The 19,156-nt window shown below is 58.3% G+C and carries 18 protein-coding genes and 1 riboswitch; of the genes, 11 read left to right on the top strand and 7 right to left on the bottom strand.

Annotated features, from left to right (window positions below; genetic code table 11):
• Positions 1-33: 33 nt before the first annotated feature.
• Both L1A08_RS02200 and L1A08_RS02195 read right to left on the bottom strand, forming a co-directional pair.
• Positions 34-1,431, bottom strand: coding sequence for a cytochrome B6 (locus tag L1A08_RS02200; RefSeq protein WP_238753700.1), 1,398 nt, complete (start codon positions 1,429-1,431; stop codon positions 34-36).
• A 175-nt stretch (positions 1,432-1,606) separates the two neighbouring features.
• Positions 1,607-1,810, bottom strand: a complete 204-nt coding sequence (locus L1A08_RS02195; protein WP_238753698.1) for a DUF542 domain-containing protein — start codon at positions 1,808-1,810, stop codon at positions 1,607-1,609.
• 129 nt (positions 1,811-1,939) lie between these two features.
• Between L1A08_RS02195 and L1A08_RS02190 the strand changes: the two genes are divergently transcribed.
• Complete coding sequence (locus L1A08_RS02190; protein ID WP_238753696.1) at positions 1,940-2,362, top strand: RrF2 family transcriptional regulator; 423 nt, start codon at positions 1,940-1,942, stop codon at positions 2,360-2,362.
• A 39-nt stretch (positions 2,363-2,401) separates the two neighbouring features.
• Positions 2,402-3,772 (top strand): hypothetical protein, encoded by a 1,371-nt coding sequence (locus tag L1A08_RS02185; protein WP_238753694.1) that lies wholly within the window; start codon positions 2,402-2,404, stop codon positions 3,770-3,772.
• A 21-nt stretch (positions 3,773-3,793) separates the two neighbouring features.
• Here the strand turns inward: L1A08_RS02185 and L1A08_RS02180 are convergent, their stop codons facing one another.
• The 3 genes from L1A08_RS02180 to L1A08_RS02170 form a co-directional block, all read right to left on the bottom strand.
• The gene (locus tag L1A08_RS02180; RefSeq protein ID WP_238753692.1) at positions 3,794-4,117 is read right to left on the bottom strand and encodes a DMT family transporter; all 324 of its coding nucleotides are present in this window, start codon (positions 4,115-4,117) and stop codon (positions 3,794-3,796) included.
• 27 nt (positions 4,118-4,144) lie between these two features.
• A riboswitch (guanidine-III (ykkC-III) riboswitch) is annotated at positions 4,145-4,205 on the bottom strand.
• 55 nt (positions 4,206-4,260) lie between these two features.
• Positions 4,261-4,773 carry a c-type heme family protein gene (locus tag L1A08_RS02175; protein ID WP_238753690.1) on the bottom strand — a complete coding sequence of 171 codons (513 nt, stop codon included), beginning with the start codon at positions 4,771-4,773 and terminating at the stop codon, positions 4,261-4,263.
• Positions 4,774-4,820: 47 nt separating this feature from the next.
• Positions 4,821-5,249 carry an Rrf2 family transcriptional regulator gene (locus tag L1A08_RS02170; RefSeq protein ID WP_238753688.1) on the bottom strand — a complete coding sequence of 143 codons (429 nt, stop codon included), beginning with the start codon at positions 5,247-5,249 and terminating at the stop codon, positions 4,821-4,823.
• Positions 5,250-5,377: 128 nt separating this feature from the next.
• On the opposite strand from L1A08_RS02170, the gene hmpA reads away from it, so the two are divergent.
• Together hmpA and L1A08_RS02160 are read left to right on the top strand one after the other, a co-directional pair.
• Positions 5,378-6,610 carry an NO-inducible flavohemoprotein gene (gene hmpA, locus L1A08_RS02165; RefSeq protein WP_238753686.1) on the top strand — a complete coding sequence of 411 codons (1,233 nt, stop codon included), beginning with the start codon at positions 5,378-5,380 and terminating at the stop codon, positions 6,608-6,610.
• A 283-nt stretch (positions 6,611-6,893) separates the two neighbouring features.
• A complete protein-coding gene (locus L1A08_RS02160; RefSeq protein WP_238753684.1) occupies positions 6,894-7,850 on the top strand; it encodes a YHYH protein in 957 nt (318 codons plus the stop codon).
• A 9-nt stretch (positions 7,851-7,859) separates the two neighbouring features.
• On the opposite strand, the gene L1A08_RS02155 is transcribed toward L1A08_RS02160, so the two are convergent.
• Complete coding sequence (locus L1A08_RS02155) at positions 7,860-9,209, bottom strand: outer membrane protein assembly factor BamB family protein (RefSeq protein ID WP_238753681.1); 1,350 nt, start codon at positions 9,207-9,209, stop codon at positions 7,860-7,862.
• Positions 9,210-9,471: 262 nt separating this feature from the next.
• On the opposite strand from L1A08_RS02155, the gene L1A08_RS02150 reads away from it, so the two are divergent.
• A complete protein-coding gene (locus tag L1A08_RS02150; RefSeq protein WP_238753679.1) occupies positions 9,472-10,884 on the top strand; it encodes a magnesium chelatase in 1,413 nt (470 codons plus the stop codon).
• 163 nt (positions 10,885-11,047) lie between these two features.
• Here the strand turns inward: L1A08_RS02150 and L1A08_RS02145 are convergent, their stop codons facing one another.
• Positions 11,048-12,334, bottom strand: coding sequence for a dienelactone hydrolase family protein (locus L1A08_RS02145; RefSeq protein ID WP_238753677.1), 1,287 nt, complete (start codon positions 12,332-12,334; stop codon positions 11,048-11,050).
• 150 nt (positions 12,335-12,484) lie between these two features.
• Between L1A08_RS02145 and L1A08_RS02140 the strand changes: the two genes are divergently transcribed.
• The 6 genes from L1A08_RS02140 (at position 12,485) to L1A08_RS02115 (ending at position 19,065) form a co-directional block, all read left to right on the top strand.
• Positions 12,485-14,188 (top strand): hypothetical protein, encoded by a 1,704-nt coding sequence (locus L1A08_RS02140; RefSeq protein ID WP_238753675.1) that lies wholly within the window; start codon positions 12,485-12,487, stop codon positions 14,186-14,188.
• Between the two features lie 134 nt (positions 14,189-14,322).
• On the top strand, positions 14,323-14,616 hold the full coding sequence (locus L1A08_RS02135; RefSeq protein WP_238753673.1) for a hypothetical protein: 294 nt from the start codon (positions 14,323-14,325) through the stop codon (positions 14,614-14,616).
• A 426-nt stretch (positions 14,617-15,042) separates the two neighbouring features.
• Positions 15,043-15,696: a hypothetical protein gene (locus L1A08_RS02130; RefSeq protein ID WP_238753671.1), complete on the top strand. Its 654-nt coding sequence runs from the start codon at positions 15,043-15,045 to the stop codon at positions 15,694-15,696.
• A 103-nt stretch (positions 15,697-15,799) separates the two neighbouring features.
• A complete protein-coding gene (argC, locus tag L1A08_RS02125; RefSeq protein WP_238753669.1) occupies positions 15,800-16,831 on the top strand; it encodes an N-acetyl-gamma-glutamyl-phosphate reductase in 1,032 nt (343 codons plus the stop codon).
• 652 nt (positions 16,832-17,483) lie between these two features.
• Positions 17,484-17,801: a hypothetical protein gene (locus L1A08_RS02120; protein WP_238753667.1), complete on the top strand. Its 318-nt coding sequence runs from the start codon at positions 17,484-17,486 to the stop codon at positions 17,799-17,801.
• A gap of 103 nt (positions 17,802-17,904) precedes the next feature.
• Positions 17,905-19,065 carry an aminotransferase class V-fold PLP-dependent enzyme gene (locus L1A08_RS02115; protein ID WP_238753665.1) on the top strand — a complete coding sequence of 387 codons (1,161 nt, stop codon included), beginning with the start codon at positions 17,905-17,907 and terminating at the stop codon, positions 19,063-19,065.
• The last annotated feature ends 91 nt before the right edge of the window (positions 19,066-19,156 follow it).

The following is a 19,156-nucleotide window of genomic DNA, read 5'->3' as shown; positions in this document are numbered from 1 at the left end:
CCACGAGGAGACGCTGTTGCGAGTCACGTTCGGTTACAGGCAGCGCATGAAGGCGACGAGGGCTTTCTTCTCTTCCGCGGTGAGGTTTACGCCGGTTACAAGGTTGAAGAACTCGACTGTATCTTCGAGCGTGAGCAGACGGCCGTCGTGCAGATAAGGGGGCGAATCTTTGATCCCTCGCAGGGTGAAAGTCTTGATCGGTCCTTCAGCCGCTTCGTACTTGGCGTTAACTGTCTTCGGCTCATAGAAGCGTTCCGCCTTCAAGTCGTGCATCTGGTGATCGAGGTAGAACGGACCGGAATGACACTCCGCACAGCGGGCCTTGCCGAAGAACAGCTCCTGCCCCTTGAGTTCGAGATCTGAGGCCTTCTCAGGAATCAGCTTGCCGAAGCGGTCGAGCTTCGGAGCAGGCGGGAAGTCGAACATGTTCTGCATCTGCGCCATCATCGCGACCTGACTGGCGCGATCGGGCAGGTGCACGCCCTTCTTGGCAGCCGTCACGTGATCGCCGTCAAAGTAGGCGGTCCGCTGTTCGAACTCGGTGAAGTCTTCAACCGATCGCAGCGACCGCTTGGAGCCGTGGATCTGCTGGTTGAACATCCCCCGCAGGCTGACGGTATCGATCCGAAAGCGATGCGTCTGCGGCCGCGTATCGGGATTCAGATGGAAAGTGGCATTGGTGTGCCCGTTGACGTGACAGTCGAGACAGGTGACGCCGAGTTCGGGCTCCTTCACCTTGCGGTCTTCGGTCATGTTGAACTGCTGCTGGGGGAATGGGGTCAACAGCAGACGAAGACCTTCGAGCTGCACGGGAGTCAGTTTGCCATTCATGATTTCGTAGAAGTTCTTGATCGTCAGAACTTTGCCCTGCGAGACGTCACCCAGTTCAGGATGCGTCGACAGGAAGATCGGCGGCGGGAACTCCGGCGTTAGATGATCGGGATAATCGAACGAGGTATCGAACCGTTCGAGATTCCGCCCTTCGGCTTCCCGAATCGTTTTGATCTGATCGGGTGGAAACACCATCCCGCCGATCTCATGCTTCGAGTGCGGCAGCGGCCGAAAGCCCGCCGGGAAAAGATCCTGTTCGCGGATTTCGTCGGGAGACATGGTGGCGAGTTTGTCCCAGCTGACGCCCTCGGGGAGTTTGACGCGAATCCCCTGCTGCACATTCTTTCGTTTGCCGGACATCCAGACGTCCGAAGGATTGTCTTCAAGAATGTATCGTTCGTGCAGCAGGCTCTGTTGACGTTCCTCGAACTTCGCTTTCTGTTCGCTGTCCTTTTTGAAGGTCGTCTCGAAATCGGGCACGACGACCGGCATGAAGCTCTCCGCACCCTTCAGTGGCGGTTGAGCAAATGTGGATGGACCGGCGGCCGTCACTGCCACAGTAATAGCGGTGATGACCGCGGAGCGTCTCTTCAGACCCATGGGAATCTCCCTGTTCTCGGGTGAAACTCCGACGCGCCGCTGATCACGTCTCAAGGCGGCTCGGAGTGGGCTCTCCCTTCGAGTCTAGTGAGGAAAACGCCTCTGTATATGGGGAGTTTTCTGCAGAGATTCTCCCTCAGGAATTCCTCCAGATCGGTCGATTCGCACCAAATGCCTACGCGGAAGGCGGATCGGACGACGCAGTGATTTCCGCCACGATCATCCGCCAGTCAACGCCAGCCTGTTCGCAGACATAACGCAGCGACTTGCCTCCGCAGGAGCAGTCGATGCCGTGACGTTCGAACACCGACTGGGAGCGAGGAACGTCGAGCAGCCAGTCAAACACCGAATCATGCTCATCGAGGTGCGATTCCCTCATCAGGTGCCTTCCCGTATCCACACTCTCCAGATCTCTTGCGACAAAACGGCACGTTGACAGGACCTGGCCGTGAAAGTATTTTTTAAAGATGCATCAACCATACATCTTTCAGTAACAGCAGGTCAATCCATGCAATTTACGATGCAGACGGACTTCGCGTTGAGGACGCTCATGTATCTGGCGACCCGCACAGAACGGGCGAAGGTGGCCGATGTCGCGGAGTTGTTCGGCATCTCGGTCCATCATGTCGCCAAGGTCGTGAATCTGCTGGCCCGTTACGGTTACGTTCGCAGTATTCGAGGTATCGGCGGCGGAATCGAGCTGGCGTCGCTTCCCGAAGAAATTCGTCTGGGAGAGGTGGTCGAGAGGTTTGAAGGAGACCTGCATCTGCTCGACTGCATTTCCCGCGATGAAGTCTGCATCATCCAGTCCTTTTGCCGACTCAAGGGAATCCTGGCGGAAGCCGAACGGATTCAGCTCGAATACCTCAACAGTGTGACGCTGGCCGATGTCGCTCCCACGCGGCGGCAACTGGCCCGCGTGCAAGAATAAAGTCCCTCCTCTGAATACTCTGACCTCCGGAGTCCCGCCATGTCGCTCGCCTTTCTCTTTATTCGATCGCGTTGCCTTCCGTTCATCGCCCTGGTTGGTCTGTTAAGCGTTCTTTTCCTCGGTGCAACTTCAACCGCCCAGGCTCAGATCGAGTTCGACCGGGAACCCATCAGTTACTCCGACGCGACGCCGCGCGATCCGGTGGCAAAGCTTCAAGAGCGGCTCAAGCAGGGCAACATCGCGCTGAAGTTCGACGACGAACAAGGTTATCTGAAATCTGTCCTGGAAGAACTGAAGATCCCGGCATCATCCCAGGTGCTGGTCTACTCGAAGACCAGCTTTCAGCTGAGGAAGATTACTCCGGAGCGGCCGCGAGCGTTGTATTTCAACGACGATGTCTACGTCGGCTGGGTTCAGGACGGCGATGTCCTCGAAGTGATGTCGATGGATCCCGAGTTGGGAGCGGTCTTTTACGTGCTGCATCAGGATCAGCTCGAAATGCCCCGGTTCATCCGCGATCAGGGGCAATGCCTCACCTGCCATGCTTCTTCCCGAACCCAGGGAGTGCCCGGCGGACTGGTTCGTTCGGCGTTTGTGGCCGGAGACGGACAGCCTCATTTCGGAGCCGGAACATTCACCATCGATCATCGCAGTCCGTTTGATCAACGCTGGGGCGGGTACTACGTCTCGGGATCTCACGGGCAAATGCGTCACATGGGGAATGCAATTTCTCCGAGTCGGCAGGAGCCGGAAGCGATTGACCGGGAAGCGGGAGCGAACGTTACCGATTTATCCACTCTGGTGGATCTCGATCCCTATCTGGCTCCGCATAGCGATCTCGTCGCCCTCATGGTGCTCGAACATCAGACGCAGATGCAGAACATGTTCACGCTCGTCTCGATGGAATCCCGTCTGGCCCGCCACCACGACGGCATCATGAACGAGGCGCTGGGCCGGGAGAACGACTATGTCAGCGATTCAACAGGACGGCGGATCGCTTCAGCTGGCGATAAACTGCTCGAATACATGCTCTTCAAAGACGAGTTCGCCCTCACATCCCCGGTGTCGGGTTCCTCGGAATTCACCCGGGAGTTCCAACAACAGGGGCCGCGCGACAGTCAGGGACGTTCGCTGCGTGACTTCGATCTGAAAACGCGGATGTTTAAGTATCCCTGCAGCTATCTGGTAGACTCGGCCGGGTTCAAGAGTCTGCCCACGCCAGCGAAGCAGTATGTTGTCACCCGGCTCCATCGAATCCTCACCGGGCAGGACACGAGCGAAGAGTTCGCGTATCTGTCGGCGACCGATCGCCAGGCGATTCTCGAAATTCTCACCGAGACCCAGCCAAAGCTCTGGGATGACGTCGTCAACGAAGCCGTGGAAGAGGAACAGGGAACGGTCGCGGAATGACGCGTTTCCCGGAAATGCGGCTCAGGTGGTCGAGGACAGTTTCAGTCCAATGATCGCGACCAGCAGCAGCGTTAGGAAGGCCATTCGTGCGAAGGTCACAGCTTCATCAAAATGCCAGACTCCCCAGATGACGGCTCCGAGCGTGCCGATACCGACCCAGACCGGATAAGCCGTGCCGATCGGAAGATGCCGAACGGCCAGAGCCAACAGTACCAGACTGGCCGTGAACGCGATGGCCGTGAAGAGGCTCGGCCAGAGCCGGGTCAGCCCGTCGGTGTATTTCAATCCGACAACCCAGCACGTTTCCAACAGTCCAGCCAGTAAGAGAATCAGCCACGCATTCATAACAACGCTCCAGAACGAGAGTGTAACGAAGCGTCGTCTTGTCGTTTCCGGGTACGGCGCGTCTCGTCCGGAGCCAGTGTGGCCGCGAGAAGTCTAGAAGGGACCGCAGGCGAAGGCAATCCCCTTTCTCGACTCCCTGCTGATCACTCCGCAATCGGAATGGTCACAATCAATCCCGCCGTACGGGCTTCCGTCGTGGTGCGATCAGGAAGGTGGCACTTCAAGCACACATTGGTCAGCTTGATGGCCGCTGCCCGCCGGTAGATCCCGTCGACTGTCTGCTCATGACTCCCCTCTCCCGCGGAGAGCTTCTCGACGGCCTGCGTCTCGAACTCGTCGGCCGGAAGATGATCGACATTCATCGCCTGCCCATCGACCGCCAGCCAGCGGAGCTTCACCTGCCGATGCTTCTCGACTTCTTCGAAGACGTCCTTCAGCGTCGCCGCCGGGATCGGCAAACCTTCATCCTCCCGGTAATACGCGTGATGCACCAGCTGCAGCGTGGCATGGATGGTATCGTGGAGAACTTCCGCCTCGCGGCGGGCCTGAACCACATTCTCGCGAACGACCGAAGCGGCCTCAGGCGTTTCGCAGCGGGCGGGGTGAGACGTGACGACGATGGCCAAGCCTGTCAGAGCGATGAGCGCGCTTCTCATAACAGAGCATCCTTCCTCTCGGGGTACGGTTGTCGTAAAAAAAAGAATCAGTCGTCGGCAACTTCACACAATGGCTGGATCTTGCCGGCCGATTTCAGAACCTGATCGAGTGTCACCCCCGCAAAGGCCGCCTCGGTCGCCGCGTAAGCGCGGTCGAGTTCGGCATGCAGCGGACAGAGACTCGTGTGCGATTTCAGTCCCAGCGGACAATGTCGGATTCGTTCGACCGGCGAAACGGCATTCACCACGTCAAGGATCGAGATCGAATCCGGCGCTTGCGCCAGCGAATAGCCGCCCCCCGGACCGGTCCGGGAATGCACCAGCCCGGCATCAACAAGATCTTTCAAAACCTTATTCAGGTAACGACGCGGGACTTTCGTCTGCTCGGCGATCTGATTTCCGCCCCTGGCCTGCTCGTTTTCAGCAGCCAGACCGGCCATCACCCGCAGTGCATACTCCGCTGTTTTTGACAACATGACGACATCCTCTCAGAACTCGAATTGAATTATACACCATTTGGTGTATAATTCCAGCCACTGGTTTATCTGAGGGAAGCCAGCCTCCTCCCACAGATTTCAGACCCCATACCAGAAGGTGCCCATCGATGCTCACTCCCCAGACTATTGAGATCGTCAAAGCGACGGCTCCAGCCGTTGCCGAACATGCAGAAACGATCACCCGCCACTTCTATCAGCGAATGTTCACCGCCAATCCGGAGGTGAAAGCCTATTTTAACCCGGCTCATCAGCAGGCTGGTACACAACAGCGAGCCCTTGCCGGAGCCATTATTGCTTACGCAGTGAATATCGAGAACCTGCAGGCTCTCGGACCAGCCGTGGAATTGATCGCGCAGAAACATTGCTCGCTCGGAATTCAGGCGGAACATTATCCGATCGTAGGCGAGAATCTCCTGGCGGCGATCAAAGATGTGCTCGGCGACGCGGCGACGGATGAAGTCCTTGCCGCCTGGGGTGAAGCGTATGGCTTCCTCGCCGAAATCTTCATTCAACGAGAATTGGAAATCTACCGCGAGCAGGCCGAACGCCCCGGCGGGTGGAATGGCTATCGCGAGTTTCTTGTCGTCGACAAGGTCCCGGAAAGTGAGATCGTTACTTCATTTTATCTGAAGCCAGCTGATGGAGGAGAGCTCCCCTACTTTCGCGCAGGGCAGTACCTGACCGTTCGCATCGACCATCCCACCACGCCGACCTCGCCGCGGAATTATTCGCTGTCGGATCGGCCGGGGCTCGACTATTTCCGAATCAGCGTGAAACGAGAACCGAGTCCTGTGCCGGAGACCTCTCCCGGTGTAATTTCGAACTACCTGCATGATCATGTCAATGTGGGTGACAGTCTGGAGATCGGCCCCCCCTGCGGAGAGTTCTGCATCGCTCCTCAGCATGAAGACGGACGCCCCCTGGTGCTGATCGCCGGAGGCATTGGGATCACGCCGCTGATGTCGATGCTCAAATGCCTGAGCCATCGAAACGTTGACGCACCGATCAATGTGTTTATTGCCGCCCGCAGCAGCGCCTGTCAGGCGCTCGCACAGGAACTTCGCGACATTGCAGCAACGTCTCTGAACGTGCATCTTCACGTGCGGTATGAAACGCCTCGCGAGGACGACCTGAAGGCCGGACGCTGCCAGAGTGTCGGACGACTGGATGGTCCGTTCATTCGAGAAACCGTGGCAGCGGACAATGCCGAATACTACTTCTGTGGACCGAAGGCGTTCATGGCGAATCTGTATGCCGGACTGATGCAGCAGGGCGTTGCCGACAGCCAGCTCCACTTTGAATTCTTCGGGCCGAAGCAGGAAATGACAGCCGTGAGATGAATTCCGACCGCTCCCATCTGTGATGCCAGTCTGACGGGCAGAGTCATTTCGACTCTGTCCGTTTCGCCATCGACAACATTGACGTCACTCCCGCTCGCCTGAGAACGGAAATGGGAAAGTGGGTCGCCGCGCTGATTTACGTCCACTCCAGAGGACTCTAGACCGAATGCGAAACCAGACCTGCTGGTGACAGGAGCAGATCTCGCCGGTAGGATGTAACCGATGCGACTGGCGAGCTTTCTCCGGTCACCCGAAGGTCGACGTCTGCCCACGGAGTCTCTCGATGAAAAAGCATCCGCTCATTGCCGGCGGCGTCCTCGTTTTTGGAGTTTTGACCCTCGTCCTGGTGGCCCAGCCACCGCGTCGCGGCATGCACCGGGTGACACAAAAAGGCGAGCTTCAGCTCGTGCCGGCGACGTCGGATCCGAATGTCGAGAGTCGCGTTTCCATCAAGATCGTCGGGGACCAGCGGGTCATTACTGCCAACGGGATTCCGAACCACAGGACCGGACGCTTTCCCAATCGGGGAAACCCGAATCCGATAACCGCTCAATCCCATGCCTTCCGCGTCCCGGCAAATCCGGAAGTCGCCGATGAGACCACGCCGTTGCGGGGAATGTTCGGCATCGCCATCAACGGAGTCCCGTTCGATCCCGGCGCAGCCGAGTTCTACGCGACCGCTCCCGACTGGCAGTATGAACCGCTTTCCGGCGCGATCAATCTGGGATTGGATTTCTCCCACGCTCACGTGCAGCCCAACGGGAAGTATCATTATCACGGGTTGCCGTCGGGATTGCTGGATCGCGTGACGATGAGTTCCGAGAAGCATTCGCCGCTGATCGGCTGGGCAGCCGATGGATTTCCAATCTACGCCGTCTATGGCTACAGCGATGCCGAAGATTCGTCATCCGCGATCAAAAAACTGACCTCCAGTTATCAGCTCAGGAAAGGAGATCGTCCGGGAGATCCCGCCCCCGACGGTACGTATGACGGAACGTTCGTGAACGACTACGAATTCGTCGCCGGCTCGGGCGATCTCGACGAGTGCAACGGACGTCACGCCATCACTCCCGAGTTCCCCGACGGAACCTACGCTTACTTTCTGACGGAAGACTGGCCCGTAATCCCGAGAAACTTCCGGGGCACACCGGCCGAAGAGTTCAGCCATCGCGGTCCGCCGCCGGGCGGGCGCGGTCCCGGTGGACGTCCCGGACCACCCCCGGGACGACCACCTCGATAAACAGATCGGCTACTCGCTGATGCAGTAAAGCGCCTTGTCGGAACGAATAAACAGATCGCCACTGCTGATCGCCGGCGTCGCAGCGAAGTTCTCGCTGTTTTCCGTCACGCGGTTCGTGGCGAGCTGTTCGAATTCATCTCCCGCTTTCAGAACGTACGTCACTCCGCTCTCGGCGACATAGTACACCTTTCCATCCGCCAGGACCGGCGAGGAATAATCTCCACCGCGTCCCCGTCCGAAGCCGAAACCAAAGTCCGCCGCAGCCGGCGCAGCATCCGCTCCGCCTTCGAGGCGAGCCCGAAAGACCTCTTCGCCCGTCGTCGCATCGAGACAGGTCGCGATGCCGCCGTTTACGTAATAAAGCCGATTTCCCTGCACGACTGGCGTGCCATACCGGCTGCGATCGCGCCCGCTCCAAAGGACGTGGGACTCGGAGATATCCCCGTACCCGCCAGCTTTAATCGCGATCGAGCCCCCTTCCCGCCCTGTGATGCCGAAGATCGTATTCTGAGCCAGGACCACGCTCGAACTGTAGGAATCACTCGGGATCGCTTCGCAGAACCAGCTGAGTTTGCCTGTCGCCGAGTTGATCCCCCACACTTCGTACGGAGCCCCGATCACAATATCAGTTCGCCCGTCTTTGCCTTCCGTAAGAATGGGAGTTCCCCACACGTCGCCGAGGCCCGACGATTCCGCCTTCCACAGTTCCTTTCCGGTTTTGGTATCCAGCCCATAAACGGCTCGACTCTCAGGCCCGGCGGTTACAACCAGCAGATCGTCCGTCAGAATCGGACTCGAAGCGGACCCCCAGCGTTTGGGATCCGATTCCGCCCCCAGAGTCGTCTGCCACTTCTGGTTGCCATCCATGTCGAAGGCCAGTGCCCCCGACTTTCCAAAGAAGACATAGATCGATTTCCCATCTGAGACCGGTGTATGAGACGCATAACCGTGAGCGGGCACGCCCATGCCGGTATACGGGTCTTCCGGCATGATCGCTCCGACAGCTTTCTGCCAGAGCACCTGACCGGTCTTTCGATCCACGCAGACCAGATGTCGCGCCAGATCTTCAATGTTACCCGGCTCCTGGCGGTTCAGGCCATATCCCGAGTAACAGGTCACAAAGACCCGATTGCCGATGACGATTGGTGAAGACACGCCCGCTCCGGGCAATTCGGTCCGCCATTGCACGCTCTGGTCAGGACTCCATTTCGTTGGCACCGGCTCGTTATCGGCTGGAATACCCGATCCGTTTGGACCACGAAAACGGGGCCAGTCTCCGGCTTCCAGCGTTCTCCAGGCCCCTGCATAGATTGCGAGCAGACACAGCGTTCCACCCCACCAACGCGACCATTCCGTCATAATCTCCCCCTCCCCAATCCAATGATTCCGCGGCGTTTCTTCCTATGAAACTGAACAATCCAGGGGAAGTTCCGACAATTCTCTGTCAATCATGCGTCCGTGCCGGAGTTTCTTCGAACGGCACGGAATCCGGCAGAACGGGTTGGCGAGTTCCATTCCTCCGCAATAATGAGAGGGACGTTTCGATCCCACCCCGCATTGCGAACATGGCCCGCCCGATTCGCATTCGAATAGCACCAACGAGACAGCACGGAAAGCATTCATGACTCAACTCGCTCAGACGCTCCAGGAACTTCGCGAAAGCGGCTGGAAATCCCGTTCGGTGAAAGAAGAGATTCAGGCAAACTTTCTCAAGGCACTCTCCGCCGGCGAGGAACTGTTTCCCGGCATCATCGGCTACGAAAGCACGGTGGTGCCCGAGATCAGCATCGCAATTCTGGCCGCTCACGACATGCTGTTCCTCGGTGAAAAAGGACAGGCCAAGAGCCGCTTGATGCGATCGCTGGTCCGCTTTCTCGACCCGCACATTCCCTATCTCGATCATCCCGATATCCCGGTGCACGACGATCCGTATCACCCGATCTCCGCTGCCGGCAAGCGATATGTTGCCGAGACCGATCCGGCTGACGTGAAGATCGCCTGGTGGCCCCGCGAAGAACGCTACGCCGAACGACTCGCTCCGGGGACGAAGTTCGCGGACGTCATCGGCGAGATCGATCCGTCCAAGCTGATTGGCGGCGTGAGCATGTCGACCGAGGCCGCTCTGCACTTCGGGCTCATCCCCCGCATGCACCGCGGCATCTTCGCGATGAACGAACTGCCGGAACTCGACGAACTCGTTCAGGTGGGGCTGTTCAACATTCTGGAAGAACGGGACGTCCAGATTCGCGGCTATCCGATCAAGTTCGATCTCGACATTCTGATTCTGTTCTCCGCCAACCCGGCGACCTACAACCGCAGCGGAAAAGTGATTCCGCAGTTGAAGGACCGTATCGGAGCGTTGATTCAGACGCACTATCCGCGCGACCGCGATCTCGGCATTCAAATTACCCAGCAGGAAGCCGCCGACGTCGAGGACGATCAGTTCCCGGTCGTCGTGCCGTATTTCATGCGGGAGATTATCGAACAGATTACCGTTCAGGCCCGCAAATCGAAGTACATCGACCAGGACTCCGGCGTCTCCGCTCGGTTCTCAAATGCCAACTACCGCACAATGATCGCCAGCGCCCGCCGGCGAGCCGTGCTGTTGAACGAGTCTCCGGCTGTTCCCCGCATCAGCGATCTGGGGCATCTGTATGCCTCATCACTCGGCAAGCTCGAACTCGATCTGATGGGCAGTCATCAGATGCGGGAAACGCAGGTGCTCGAAGCGATCATCGCGGAAGCCATTCGCGTTATCTTCGACGAATACGTCGACAAGCACGGTCTCGACGAGATCTCGCACATCTTCTCTCGCGGCGTGAAAATCGAAGTCGGCGACCTGCTTCCGTCGAGCGATTACGCAGACCGCCTGCAACGTGTGCCGCCCGTCTGGGAGAAAGCCTTCGAACTCAACGCGGCTGAAGATCCGGCTGTCCGAGCCTCATGCGTCGAATTCGTCCTCGCCGGCCTGCACGCCACCGACCGCATCAGCCGTGCTCAGCATCACGGACGAATGACGTACGAAATCGAGTAGGACTCATACCGATGGCATCCTGCCGATAGCGTTCGCGAAGGTGGCTGCCTTCCAACAACAAAGGCGCCGCCAAGTTCCCGCTGCGACCCGCCCGCTGAGGCGGACGGGCCACCCGTTCAAGCTAACCCTGGTGTGGGATACGTCGACAAGTCCACCGCAGCGACTACTTGTTCCAGTGCTTGTCGGCGAAGTTCATGAACTGCTGCCAGTCGTAGAGCGTCAGGCCGTGCCCGCCGCTGCGGATGTGGTAGCCGATGGAGCCTTTCTGAATCGGTTCGTTCAGAGCCGGCATCTCCTCGGCTCCCAGACCGGTTTTGCCGAACAGCTCCCACACCGGGGACGCATGTTTCGCCGAAAGGAACTCCCCGTAAGGGTCGGCCCACAGGTCTTCATCAGAACTTGTGACATACACCAGCCGCGGTGCGGAAAGGGCGATCAGCATGTGCTGGTCGACCGGCAGATCCTGTTCGTTCTCGTTGTACTTCGAGAAGTTGTCACAGAACCAGTGCGGGAAGACGCGATTGATCTGGCCGACGGTTTCTCCGAACTGTCGCATGGAAAGAGCTGCGCCGCCACAACCGGAGTTGTTGGAAACAACCATCGCGAACCGCTCGTCCGATGCTCCCGCCCAGAGAGACGTTTTACCACCGCGTGAGTGACCGACCACGCCGACGTGCTTCGCGTCGATCGAATCATCGGTCTCCAGATAATCGAGCACACGGCTCGCTCCCCATGCCCAGGCCGCCAGAGTGGCCCAGGAATCGTCCTGCCTTCCGTTCGGATTGTCGTAGAGTCCGTGGATTCCGTTCTTGAACTCATCGAAGTTGTCGGGATCGACCTCGCCATTGAAGAAGGCGACCGCGGCGTATCCGCGGGCAACGATCTCCTCGGCCGGCCAGTATTCCACTTTGTTCTTTCGCGTGGGATCGATGTTCTCCCTGTCGCGATTGCAGATCAGCAGGAAGGCGGGAGCCGGCCCCTGACGATCATTCGGCACGAAGATCACGACGTTCACCGAAAGCGATTTGCCACGATTCTGGAAGGTAATCTTCACCCGCTTCCGCGTCGCCGTGCCGTCCATCGCGGTGCGATCAACGTCGTAAACGTCGAACGTCATGTTCTCGGGACGCCCCACGGGAGCCCGGCCGTAAACGTGCTTGCGGAACAGCTCAAGCACCTCGGGGCGACGAACGTTCTTCCACTCCTTTTCGGTTTCAACGTCCTCGCCGTCTCTGGTTTCGAGCACCTCGGGCAGCGTGTAATCGGGGACCTGCTCTTCACTGCCGATAAATGTCCGTCCCCCATTCCGGTCGGTCGAACGTTTCGAAAGCTTCTCGCCAAGTTCCGACGAAGGCTTCCAGCCTCCAGCCGGTTCAGCGGCTGTGAGAGCGGTCGGAATGGCAAAAGCCAGAAGGGCGGCCCAAGTGAGCAGTCGGGGTGTCGATCGCATGTTTCAAAGTTCCTCCAGTAGACGCTGACGGGTTTCGCCTATAATACGACCAGAAGGACCGCGAGCACAAATGGGGCAGCCCGGCTCGCGACCATCTAAGCGTTCGACATGATGTACGGGAACCGAGATCTGGAAAGAGAGTTGCCTGGAATGCCTTCTCCAAAATCGCACGGCGGCGTGATTCATACCTACCAGAAATACGATCCCGTCAATCTTCCCAGCCCGACGCAGCCGCCTCCCGACATGGTCTCTTCGGCCTTTGAACACTCACTGATGTTCGGCAAGTTCCGGAAGTTGACCCCGGCTGAGCTCGCCAAAGCGGTGAAGATCGATCCGAGCCAGATCCAGGGATTCGGCCCGAGTCTGGATGCGGTTCGCGCGATGCTCGAAGAACGCAAACGCAAGATCCTTGAGAAATACGAAACCGACACCGTCCAGGATCTCGCCGCGAAACAGCTCGTGCAGAAGAGCCGCGAGATGAAGCCACCGAAGAAGCTGGCCGATCGCTACCGTCAGGCGATTCATCACGAACAGATTTACGATCTCGAACGACTCTGGTACGCCAACGACGATGACCACAGCCCGTTCGCGCATCATTTACTGCAGGTGATGCAGGTCATGGGTGATAAGTATCAGGTCGACGAACTCGCCGCGAAGTACGAGTTCACCGGACGAGAATCGATGACGATCCCCGAAGCTCTCGAAATCAAAGAGCTGCTGGAGAAGATCGACGAGCTGCTCGATCAGGTGCAGGAAGCGATGGAGAACGCCACGATCGGCGTGATCGACATGGAGGAACTGCAGGAGTTCGCCGACTCCGCTCAGATGGAAGAACTGCAGAAACTGCAGCAGCAGGTCGAAGATTATCTCCGTGAAATGGCCGAGCGGCAGGGGCTCGATCTCGATGCGAACGGAGCCTTTCAGCTCACGCCGGAAGCGTACCGCATCTTTCAGGGCAAGCTGCTCTCACGCATCTTCTCGCAGCTGCAGGCTTCGCGGACCGGGCGGCATCAGGGGCCGATCATCGGCGAAGGCTCTGTCGAAATGCAGCAGACCAAGACGTACGAATTCGGCGATTCGCTCACGCATATGGACATGCCGCAGTCGATCATCAATATGCTGCTCCGCGATGCTTCCTCGCAGCCGCTGAAGTTCCGCAACGACGACATCGAAGTGCACCGCACCCGGAACAGCCCCAAGTGCGCCACCGTGGTCGTGATGGACCTCTCTGGCTCCACGCGCTACAACGGACAGTACGTCAACGTGAAGCGAATGGCGCTCGCTCTCGATGGTCTCATCCGCAAGGAATATCCGGGAGACTATCTGCAATTCGTCGAGATGGCGTCCTTCGCCAAGCCCGTGCCGCGGGGAGAGATCATCAATCTGCTTCCAAAGCCAGTCACGATCTCCGATCCGGTCGTCCAGCTGAAAGTCGACATGAGCCGGACCGATGTCAGCGAGCCGATGATCCCGCCGCACTTCACCAACATTCAACACGGGCTGCAGACTGCTCGACGGTTTCTCGCCACGCAGGACACGCCGAACCGGCAGGTAATCGTCATCACCGACGGCCTCCCGACCGCACACTTTGAAGAGAGCTGGCTGTACCTGCTGTACCCTCCGCACGAACGAACCGAAGAGTTCACGTTCCGCGAAGCGATGCTCTGCCAGCGGGAGGGAATCACGATCAATATCTTCCTTGTGCCGAGCTGGTCGCAGACGGAAGAGGATATCCACTTTGCCCGCAAGCTGGCCGAGACGACCAAAGGCCGCGTGATTTTCACGGCTGGCGACGATCTCGATCGATTCGTCGTCTGGGATTACGTTTCTCGAAAACGGGAAATCATCGGGTAAGGATTTGACAGATGGCTTTTGCTCGATTCATCATAAAGAATGAGTGAATCGAAGCGGTCCTGTCTTCGCAGAATCCTTCGAAGCTGCTACTGTCCACCTGGCGGCGGCCCCTTATTCTTTTCGTGAGAGTGACGATGAACGATTCCATCGAGAAAATGACGCTTCGCGAAAAGTTGAGCGAAGCCGATCGGCTGATGCGGGAACTGATCGACCACCTCGACAACGGCTTCATCCCCAAAACCCGCAACCTCAGCCGCAAGCTCCAGGAAGCCGGCAGCGACCCGGAATCGCTGACCGACATGACCGTCCGCCAGCAGGCCGCCGAGATCATCGACGACAACCGCTTTTCTGAACGCCTCTACGAAAAAATCGGCGCGCTTCTTGTCGCCATCGACGGCGACGTCAACCGCATCCAGGAAGGCAACTGAGCCCCTCGAAGCTGGTCAACAGTAGTAGGGTAGACTCTCGCCTGCCGTGAGAGTGCATTCAATCGCCCCCTAACCGTTTTCGTCACCCTCAGTCAGTGGCACAGACATTCCTGTCTGTGGACAGAAAACGCAGCCGCGGAATAAGGAACGTCCATTCACGCACAGACAGGAACGTCTGTGCCGTCTACTTTTGCAACGCCACTGCAGGCATGTTCAGAGCCCCTTTTCGCATCGCCTTCGCTCTCCTCGGGATTCCAACAATTCCCCGGTTGGCAACCTGAATCGCAGGCGTAATTCAGGCAAAATACATCGAGATTAACATTCTGGGGAATGGTTCGATCCGTTGACGAAAGACGACAACGTTTTCTCCAAATATCCTCAAGTTCGCTCTTGCGACTGCCCGAGCGCGAGGGGACGATGCGCAGCATGATCACCATCGCAAAAGACACCCTGCCGCAGACGTTCCTCAGCTACATCGCTTTCCGCGTGGCGATGCTTGATACGATGGAACGTGTTTCCTGGACTCTGCAATTCGACTCGCTGGAAGATACCGGCTTCGGCTACCTGACCGAGGTCCCGTTTCTCAAGGCGGTCCCGCCGCATATCCAAATGGATATCCTGGCGACCACCTGGTGGAAGCATGTCAGCCCCGATACCTTCGAGGCGACGCTCGTCGATGAAGCCGTGGTTTACTCCGCCTGCGAGCTGGCCGCCCGCGTTTGCGAAGAAGAGCCGGATGTTGTGAAGCGGATGCTCGCTCGAGGCCCGCTTGAAGCCGAGGCCGAAGTGAACCAGGCTCTGGCGACCGAACTGCGAAGCATGCACCTGAAGCTCTCCAACGACGGTGATTTTCTGCTCATCGGTCAGTTCTCCGATCTGCCGCCTGAAGAAGCCGATCGTCTCAAAGAGAAATTTGGCTTCGACACCGCTCGGGCCGAGGCGATGTTCGACGTCCTCTCCCGCTGGCACATTTCGCCGAATTTTGAGACGCGCTGTGAGTCGCTGCTGACCGAAGCCGAGGCGGCTCGGACCCACGAAATGATGCGGCAAAAGGTCAACAGCGCACGGATGAAGTCCTGAGCAGCTGGGAAAAGGCGAACGGCTTGCAACGCCGGCGTGTCTGACATAGAGTCGAGCCCCGACTAAACAGACAGTTGACCCTCCTGCGTGCAAAGTTTCGCGAATGCCTTCGTCCGCCTCCAAAACCCGCGTCGCCGTCATCGGCGCCACCGGTTACACCGCTCTCGAGCTGATTCTCATCCTGCTCAGACATCCCAACGTCGAAATTACGGTCGCCACGACCCGACAGACGGATGCTCCCAGGCTCAGCGATATTCATCCGTCGCTCAGAAGCCGGATTGATCTGGCCTGCACGCTGCTCGACGCCCGCGAAGTTGCTCAGAAAGCGGATGTTGCGTTCACCTGCCTGCCGCACACAGCCAGCATGGAAGCGATTCCGAGTCTCCTGGCAGAAGGAGTCAAAGTCGTCGATTTGAGTGCAGACTATCGCCTCATCGATCCTCAGGTGTATGAGCAGTGGTACGGACATGTGCACACGGACCCCACTCGCCTCGGCACCTGTGTTTACGGCTTGCCGGAACTCTATCGCAGTCAGATTGCCGGCCACGATCTCATTGCCAATCCCGGCTGTTACACCAGCACGTCGATTCTGGGCCTCGCTCCCCTGCTCTGCGAAGGATTGATCGAACCGGGCGGGATCTGCATCGATGGGAAAAGCGGCGTCTCCGGTGCGGGCCGTACGCCGAAGATGACCACGCTCTTTCCGGAATGTAACGAGAGCGTGATGGCTTACTCCGTCGGCAACCATCGACACACGCCCGAGATCGATCAGGTCCTGTCAGACGTCAGCGGTAAAGAGGTTGAAGTCGTCTTCACGCCGCACCTGATCCCGATGGATCGCGGCTTGCAATGCTCGATCTACGCCCGAGCCGCCACCGAGGCTTCGGAAGCCGATCTGCTGGAAGTCTTCCGCTCGTTCTACGCCGATCAGCCCTTCGTCCGCATCACGGAGAACCTGCCCCGGACGAAGGATGTCACTTACACCAACTTCTGTGACATCACCGTACGAGCCTCCCGCGGCGTCGTTCAGGTCTTTTCCGTGCTCGACAACCTGATCAAGGGAGCCTCCGGCGTCGCCGTGCAGAACTTCAACCTGATGTGCGGCTACGACGAAACCACCGGGCTTTTGCCGTAGGTTTGCAAATCGTGCCGAGTAGGGTGCGTCTTGTGCGCGGCATTGGAGACACCGTTCGGCCTGAGGAGCAAACTACGATGATGGCTCAGCTTCTTGTCGCTGGGAACGCGGGGTCTATTGGTCAGAGGGTTTTCAATGAACGACTCTGAGGGGAAGCACCAGTAAGCAAGTTCCCTCGCCCCCTCGGGGGGGGGAGAGGGTTAGGGTGAGGGGGGGGAATGCGGGTGACATGCTCCACGGGCCGTTGATTCTCATTTGTATGGAGTATCGCTGGTTGACCGCCCCCTCATCCGCCCTTCGGGCACCTTCTCCCCCTGAAGGGGGCGAAGGGACATGATTCGCCTCGCAACTTGAAGTGGACAGGTTGTTGCGTCATCTGTTCAAAACTCTTTGAGTCTTAAATCCCGCATCCCGCGCGACCCGGCCGACAGCGGCCGGGCCACCCTTGAAGGCGTTATCGCCGCCTTTCCCTCTGGCACACCCACTGGCGAACATTTGCCGACGATCGGCATTGCCGTTGCTTTATCTCTCTTTCGTACCTGTTCCTGCGAGTTTCCGCCTGATTTGATGCGGACTCGCAACATCGGCCGCCTCGATGTTGCAACTCGGCAACATCAACTCGGGGCCGATGGAATCTAAACGGTGACGAACGATGAGAGACTCTAACCGCCAATCACTCACGCCCCAGGCTGTTGTACTGGCGATCATTCTGATTCTTCTCTGCTCCGCGTCCGCACAGGCGGAGAACTGGGCGTTCCAGCGATCGTACTACAGCCATGAGTTGACGCCAAAGACAGCCGCCATCACGCCGGAGCCCTACTACCGGTCGGCCTATCGACTGCCGACGAAGTTCAACTACCCCGGCTTTACGGTCAACTCCAGCTTCCGCATCAACCGCGTCCATCTGCGGAGCGGGAACAGCCTCGATTCCGAATACCGCTATCAGGGCACGGTCGAGTTTCGTCCGTAACCGATCTGGAAACGGTCGTGCGTTTGACGCTGACCGCCGCGGGGAACGAAAATGCTCAGAACGCTCTGATCATGTTTCACTCCCCCACTCTGCTCGGCCCGCTATGAAATCACTCTGGACTCTCGACCCGAACATCACGTATCTCAACCACGGATCGTTCGGCCCCTCTCCACTTCCCGTCCAGCAGGCTCAACGTGAGTGGATGCAGAAGCTCGAAGCCAACCCAATGAATTTTCTCGTTCGCGAGCGGGAAACATGCATCGACAACACGCTGCAGCAGCTCGCCGAGTTCGTCGGAGCGCGAGCAACCGATCTTGTCCCGGTTCGCAATGCGACCGTCGGCATGAACATCGTCGCCAATTCGCTGCCACTCGCTGAGAACGACGAGATCCTGCTGACCGACCACGAGTATGGAGCCGTGCAGCGACTCTGGCAAAAACGGACAGCCGCCGCTGGAGCGAAGATCACCATCGCCTCACTGCCCGCCGTTTTTCAGGACGCCGACACGATTGTCGAGGCGATCTTCAGCCGCGTCACCGAACGAACGCGGCTCATCGTCGTCAGCCATGTGACCTCGTCGACGGCTCTGGTTCTGCCGGTGGAGCAGATCTGCCGCCGCGCTCGCAAAGAAAAGATTCCCGTCGTCATCGATGGACCGCATGCCATTGCAATGCGTCCCCTGCGACTGCAGCAGCTCGGCTGCGACTTCTACACGGTGAGCTGTCACAAATGGCTGTCGGCCGGTTTTGGCAGCGGGTTTCTGTACGTGCATCCGCGCTGGCAGCACAAACTTGATCCGCCGATTGTCAGCTGGGGCGGCACTCCCTACGGACGCCCGCGGACGTGGCAGGATGAATACCTCTGGCTCGGCACCGATGACCCGGCTCCCTTTCTCAGTATCTCTGCTGCTCTCGATTTCCTGCAGGAATTCGGCATCGACCGCTTTCGCCACGAAACTCATGAACTGGCCGCCCGAGCGCGTCAGCAACTTCTCGATCAGCTGGAAACCGCTCCCCTCTCCACCGATTCGATCGACTGGTATGGCTCCATGGTCACCGTGCCGCTTCCCGAAACTGTCGAAGTTCCGGATTCGTGGACCGGCAAACCCCATCCTCTGCAGGAGAATCTCTGGAAGAAGCATCGAATTGAGATTCCGATCATCAAATGGAATCATCGCATGAACATTCGGGTCTCTTGCCATCTGTATAATTCGCAGGAGGAGATCGACCGACTGCTCCAGGCGTTGAGAACCGAACTCGGCTGAGTCAGAAGTGGGAGACAAGAGGCCCGTCGAATCAAAGTGGATTTCCGTCCAATCCGATTGGAAACATCGCATGACATGGAAATTCTGTTAA

Origin of the sequence: Rubinisphaera margarita, from assembly GCF_022267515.1 — a bacterium.
GTDB lineage: Bacteria > Planctomycetota > Planctomycetia > Planctomycetales > Planctomycetaceae > Rubinisphaera > Rubinisphaera margarita.
Note: the sequence above shows the minus strand (reverse complement) of the source record. Positions and strands in the feature narration are given on the sequence as shown.

Coding starts and splice junctions, on each gene's coding strand:
- L1A08_RS02200 (WP_238753700.1), bottom strand. CDS start 1,431: ATGGGTCTGAAGAGACGCTCCGCGGTCATCACCGCTATTACTGTGGCA.
- L1A08_RS02195 (WP_238753698.1), bottom strand. CDS start 1,810: ATGAGGGAATCGCACCTCGATGAGCATGATTCGGTGTTTGACTGGCTG.
- L1A08_RS02190 (WP_238753696.1), top strand. CDS start 1,940: ATGCAATTTACGATGCAGACGGACTTCGCGTTGAGGACGCTCATGTAT.
- L1A08_RS02185 (WP_238753694.1), top strand. CDS start 2,402: ATGTCGCTCGCCTTTCTCTTTATTCGATCGCGTTGCCTTCCGTTCATC.
- L1A08_RS02180 (WP_238753692.1), bottom strand. CDS start 4,117: ATGAATGCGTGGCTGATTCTCTTACTGGCTGGACTGTTGGAAACGTGC.
- L1A08_RS02175 (WP_238753690.1), bottom strand. CDS start 4,773: ATGAGAAGCGCGCTCATCGCTCTGACAGGCTTGGCCATCGTCGTCACG.
- L1A08_RS02170 (WP_238753688.1), bottom strand. CDS start 5,249: ATGTTGTCAAAAACAGCGGAGTATGCACTGCGGGTGATGGCCGGTCTG.
- hmpA (WP_238753686.1), top strand. CDS start 5,378: ATGCTCACTCCCCAGACTATTGAGATCGTCAAAGCGACGGCTCCAGCC.
- L1A08_RS02160 (WP_238753684.1), top strand. CDS start 6,894: ATGAAAAAGCATCCGCTCATTGCCGGCGGCGTCCTCGTTTTTGGAGTT.
- L1A08_RS02155 (WP_238753681.1), bottom strand. CDS start 9,209: ATGACGGAATGGTCGCGTTGGTGGGGTGGAACGCTGTGTCTGCTCGCA.
- L1A08_RS02150 (WP_238753679.1), top strand. CDS start 9,472: ATGACTCAACTCGCTCAGACGCTCCAGGAACTTCGCGAAAGCGGCTGG.
- L1A08_RS02145 (WP_238753677.1), bottom strand. CDS start 12,334: ATGCGATCGACACCCCGACTGCTCACTTGGGCCGCCCTTCTGGCTTTT.
- L1A08_RS02140 (WP_238753675.1), top strand. CDS start 12,485: ATGCCTTCTCCAAAATCGCACGGCGGCGTGATTCATACCTACCAGAAA.
- L1A08_RS02135 (WP_238753673.1), top strand. CDS start 14,323: ATGAACGATTCCATCGAGAAAATGACGCTTCGCGAAAAGTTGAGCGAA.
- L1A08_RS02130 (WP_238753671.1), top strand. CDS start 15,043: ATGATCACCATCGCAAAAGACACCCTGCCGCAGACGTTCCTCAGCTAC.
- argC (WP_238753669.1), top strand. CDS start 15,800: ATGCCTTCGTCCGCCTCCAAAACCCGCGTCGCCGTCATCGGCGCCACC.
- L1A08_RS02120 (WP_238753667.1), top strand. CDS start 17,484: ATGAGAGACTCTAACCGCCAATCACTCACGCCCCAGGCTGTTGTACTG.
- L1A08_RS02115 (WP_238753665.1), top strand. CDS start 17,905: ATGAAATCACTCTGGACTCTCGACCCGAACATCACGTATCTCAACCAC.